Raw genomic sequence first — 4,887 nt, 5'->3', positions numbered from 1 at the left:
GGCGGCGGCGACGGGCGGGGCGGGGGCGGTCAGAGCAGGCCCTGCTGACTGGCCACGTACACCGCCTCGGCGCGACGTGAGACCTTGAGCTTGCGCAGGATGTTGCTGATGTGGAACTTGGCGGTCGTGGCCGAGATGAACAGCGCCTGACCGATCTCCTTGTTGGACATCCCCTCCGCCAGCAGTTTCAGGACCTCGATCTCCCGGGCCGACAGGGCCTCGGACGCCGAGCCCACGCCCTTGAGCGCGTCGAGCACCATGGACGCGGTGCGGGCGTCGAAGGCGCTCTGCCCCGCCGAGACCGACCGGACGGCGGTCACCAGCTCGGTCACGTCCACGTTCTTGACCACGTATCCCCGGGCCCCCGCCCGGACCGCCCGCACGACGATCGCCTTGTCGAGGAAGGTCGTGAGCACCAGGGGGGCCACGTCGGGGAACAGGTCGCGGACCGCCGCACAGACCCGCAACCCGTCGAGCTCGGAGCCGCTCCCGAGTTTGAGGTCGATCACCGCGACGTCCGGGCGGGTCGAGCGGATGACCTCAAGCGCAGCGTCCGCGGTCGACGCCTCACCGACCACCTCGAGGTCGGGCTCCCGCTCCAGCATCAGTCGCAATCCCTCTCGCAGGACGGCGTGGTCGTCCACCAGGACGGTGCGGATCGTCGACGGTGGGGTCGTGGGGCCGGTCCCAGGCGGGGTCCTCGGCCCGGGGGTCGTCGGACCCGGGGTCATCGGGCCGGCCGCCGGTCGAGTCCGTCGACGCGGGGCGCCACCACAGTGATCGCCACCCCACCCAGGTCGGACTGCACGATGCCCAGTTCTCCCCCCACCAGCTCGGCCCTCTCCCTCATGTTGACCAGGCCCTGGCGCTCCGCGGGGGAACCGGTCCGCTCGCCCTCGAGCATGGCCCGCAGGTCCTCCGGCCGTCCCACGCCGTCGTCCTCCACGGTCAGCACCACGGCCTCGTCACCGAAGTCCAGGGTCACCACCACGCCGTGCCCCCGCGAATGCCGCGCGGAGTTCGCGAGCGCCTCACCGGCGATCCTGAGCAGCTCGTGCTCGATCCCGGGGGTCGTCGGGACCTCGTCGCCGAGCACCCGGACCTCGGTGGTCATGCTCGACGGGACGTGGAGGCGGCACAGGTCCTCGATCAGGCGGCTCAACCGCCCGTCCCCGTCGTCGATCGTGCGCAGGGCGTAGATCACGGACCGGAGCTGGTCGACGGCCTGGTCGGTCAGGTGCACCGCCTTCTCCAGCAGCGGCCGCTGCCGGTCGACCCGCCCCACCGCGTCGAGTCCGAGTTGCAGGTGCATCCCCGCGCCGAGGACCAGCTGGGAGACGCTGTCGTGGAGTTCCCGGGCCATCCGCGACCGTTCCACGTCGAGGATCCGCTGGCGGTGTGCGGCGTCGAGTTCCCGATGGGCCAATTCCAGTTCGGAGTTCCGCCGGGACAGCTCCACCACGTGCCCCCGGGCCTCCTCGTACGCCTCCTCCGCCCGCGCGAGCAACGTCTCCTGGTCCCGGAAAAGGACGGAGTTGTGCAGTGCCACGGCCGCCTGCGCGGCGAGAATCCGCAGGACCACCGTGTCGATGTCCTCGGCCGGCCGCCCGGGGTGGCGCCAGGACGCCAGTCCCCCGATCACCCCGCCGTGCAGTATCAGCGGCACGGTCACCGCGTCGGGGCCTCCGGCGTCCGCGACCTCGGAGGACCTGCCGCCGCGGAGGACCGCGAGGAGGACATTGACCACATCAGTGGGCAGCCCCTCCGGGACCGGCGCCAGATCCCGCCCCTCGAACGCGACGAACCGCCCCTCGGGGTCCACGATGACGTGCCGTGGCTCGACGGACGGGAGCTGACCGTCCCGGAGGGCGACCAGCGCCCACTCGGCGTCGAGCTGGTCGTAGGCGACCCGGAGGACCGACAGCATCAGCTCCTCGGGCCCCTCGGCGGTCCGCACCAGCGCACCGGAGACCCGATCGAGCGCGTGCATGGAGCGGCGCAGCCTCGACTCCGCCGCACGGTACTGATCGAAGAAGCTCCTCTTGACCGACCGCAGGCCCAGGAGGGAGTCCAGATCCGTGGGCCCCTCGGTCATGACGCCTCCCGGTACAGTCGTTCGACGTCCTCGAGGGTGACGGGACGCGGGTTCGTGGCCATGCACAGATCGTCGAGCGCGTGCGCGGCCAACGTGGGGATGTCCTCGGCGCGAACCCCCAGCTGCCCGAGCCCCGCCGGGATCCCGACGGCCTCCGCGAGGTCCCGGAAGCGGTCCGCGACCCGGTCCGTCACCTGGCCGCCCCGGGAGCCGACGGCCACCCCGGCGGCGCGCGCCAGGTCCGCCATGCGGTCCGCGCGCATGACCATCCCGTTGTGCCGGACGACATGGGACAGCAGGACCCCGTTGATCTGGCCGTGCGAGGAGTCGTACCGACCGCCCACCGGGTGGCTCATCGCGTGGACCGCCCCCAGGACGGCGTTGCTGAACGCCATCCCCGCCTCGAGCGACGCGAGCGCCATGTCCTCCAGTTGCCCGTCGCCGTGCCTCTCGCCGCCCCCGAGCCTGTCGAGCGCCCGCGTGCACAGCTCGACGGACCGCAGGGCGTGGGAGTCCGTCAACGGACCCGCCGCGCGCGAGAAGTACGCCTCCACCCCGTGGGAGAGCACGTCGATCGCCGTGGCCGCCCGCACGTCCTCGGGGACGGTGGCGTGGGTGGCCGGGTCGATGACCGTCACGTCCGGCACCAGAGAGCGGCTGACGATGGTCACCTTGGTCCGCCGGTCCGAGTCGTTGACCACGCAGAACTGGGAGACGTCGGCACCACTGCCGGCCGTCGTCGGCACGGCCACCACCGGGGGCAGCGGCAACCGGATCCGGTCGACCCCCTCGTACTCGAGGACGTGCCCTCCGTTGGAGACGACGAGCGCCACCCCCTTGGCGGCGTCGATCACCGAGCCGCCGCCCACCGCCACGATGACGTCGCACCCCGAGGAGTGGTAGGTCCTCGCGCCGGAGAGGATCTGGGACGCCCGCGGGTTCGGCCGGACATCGGACCACACGACCGGCTCCGCACCCCGCGCCCTCAGCCCGTCGACGACCGTGCCCGGCCACGGGGTGAGTTCGAGCCACGGATCGGTGACGACGAGGGGACGCCGTGCGCCCAGTCCCATGGCGGCGGTCGCGGCCTCGGGCAGGGCACCGAAGCCGAAGAGGATCTCCGGCGCGTGGAACTTGGCCACCCGGCCTTCCGACGACATGCCCACACGATAGGCCCGGGTCATGTCAGGCGAGCGAGCTTCCCAGCAGACCTGCCCGTTCGGACAGTTCCGCGGGGTCGCGCGCGGTCACCACCCCGTCCAGGTACCGGGCGTACACGCTCAGCCCACACGTGGGCCGGTTCCAGTACCTCCGGGCCTCCGGGGTGATCCACGCCATCCGGTGGGCCCGCCTGCTGATCCGTCCGACCAGGTCCTCCCGCGGATCCAGGCCGTTGCTCCGCCCGTCACCCACGACGAGGACCGAGGTCCGGGCGTCGATCAGGTCGCCGTGGCGGTCGAGCAGCTCGGCGAACATCCGCCCGTAGTCACTGCTGGCCTCGAGGTCCAGACCGGGTGCGGCCAGCACGGTCGCCAACGCGTCCGGACCCGACGACGACAGGAGGTGGTCGGTCACGTCGACGGGTCGGTCGACGAAGGCGACCACGGAGCACCTGTTGACCTTCCGGTGCAGGCTCTGGGCCAGGCGCAGCACGAATCCGGTGACGGGTCGGACCGAGAGCGACACGTCGACGAGGATCAGGAGCTTGAGCGGCCCGGGGACACGGGTCCGGTTCATGATGGTGAACGCCTCGCCGTCCGTCGCCCAGGCCCGTCGCAGGGTGGAGCGCGAATCGAGCAGCCCGCGGGCGAACGGCCGGGAGCGCCGCCGGGGGGCGCCCCGGATCCGGCGCATCACCTCGTGAGACGCGCGCTCGAGGTCCCCGCCGTCGGGCGCCTCCGGGCCCCCGTTGACCTCGTCGTCGTCGACACGACCGTCGGTGACGTCCTCCGCGAGGTTCCTCAGGAACTCCACGACCGCGTCGACGAACATCCCCACCTGCTCGCCCGCCGGGGGCCCGCCCTCGTCGGCGTGCCCCGCGTACACCTGTCGGGCGTCGTACCCGTCGAGGGTCCGCAGGACGTCGAGCGCGTCCGCCCAGTCCAACGACTCGCCACTGGAGACCGAGATGGCGGAGGACCCCATCTCCCCCACCCGGTCCGACGACGCGCGATCCACCTCGATCTCGTAGGTGACCGAGGACTGCCACCGCTCCGCCCCCGCCTCGACCGCGAACTCCTCCTCGCCCGTCGCGGTCGAGAAGTCGGAGTCGTCGTAGTGGATGTCCTCGTCACGGCGGGCCGTCTCGTCGCCCTCGACCAGGTCACCGATCTCGGCCGGGTCCAGGTCCGACGGGGTGAACGGCGAGGACCCGTCCGAGTCCAGTCCCAGTTCGTCGGGCAGCGCCCCCACCTGCGGGGCGTCGCCCCGGGCCCCTCCGGAGTCCTCGACCCGGGCCGCCCGCACACCGAGGAAGAAGCTGTCGAAGACCGCGTCGAAGCCCCGGTTCTCCCGCTGGTACTTGACGGTCACCGCACGGAGCGCCGGCCGGAGGACCTCGGGCCGGGAGGTCCCCACCAGCGCAAGGACCGTCCGCAGTTCCACCACCTCGGCCGGGGAGACCGCCACCCCGCGTTCCCTGAGCAGCCGCCCGAACGCCACGGAGACGATGTCGAGCACCTGCGGGGGCGAGACGTGGGACCTGTCCCCGGCCGTCATCGTCGTCCGGTCCCGCGCCCGGCCACGCTGCGGGCCCGGCCGGCCCCGAACGCGGCGGAGGTCGACGCCCCGGT

The 4,887-nt window shown here is 72.5% G+C and carries 4 protein-coding genes; all 4 read right to left on the bottom strand.

The features are described from left to right. Nucleotides 1-29: 29 nt before the first annotated feature. Nucleotides 30-644: a response regulator transcription factor gene (locus G6018_RS12165; RefSeq protein ID WP_338404046.1), complete on the bottom strand. Its 615-nt coding sequence runs from the start codon at nt 642-644 to the stop codon at nt 30-32. An 83-nt stretch (nt 645-727) separates the two neighbouring features. After that, nucleotides 728-2,095 (bottom strand): ATP-binding protein, encoded by a 1,368-nt coding sequence (locus tag G6018_RS12160; protein ID WP_179524180.1) that lies wholly within the window; start codon nt 2,093-2,095, stop codon nt 728-730. Further along, on the bottom strand, nt 2,092-3,255 hold the full coding sequence (locus G6018_RS12155; RefSeq protein ID WP_241731152.1) for an iron-containing alcohol dehydrogenase: 1,164 nt from the start codon (nt 3,253-3,255) through the stop codon (nt 2,092-2,094). The genes G6018_RS12160 and G6018_RS12155 overlap by 4 nt, the downstream gene beginning before the upstream one ends. A 25-nt stretch (nt 3,256-3,280) precedes the next feature. Then, nucleotides 3,281-4,887: VWA domain-containing protein (locus G6018_RS12150; protein ID WP_347237858.1), on the bottom strand; the 1,607-nt coding region annotated here is incomplete at its 5' end.

Source organism: Dietzia sp. DQ11-44 (assembly GCF_014145205.1).
GTDB classification, from domain to species: Bacteria; Actinomycetota; Actinomycetes; order Mycobacteriales; family Mycobacteriaceae; genus Dietzia; species Dietzia natronolimnaea.
This window is presented reverse-complemented; position numbering and strand designations above follow the sequence as displayed.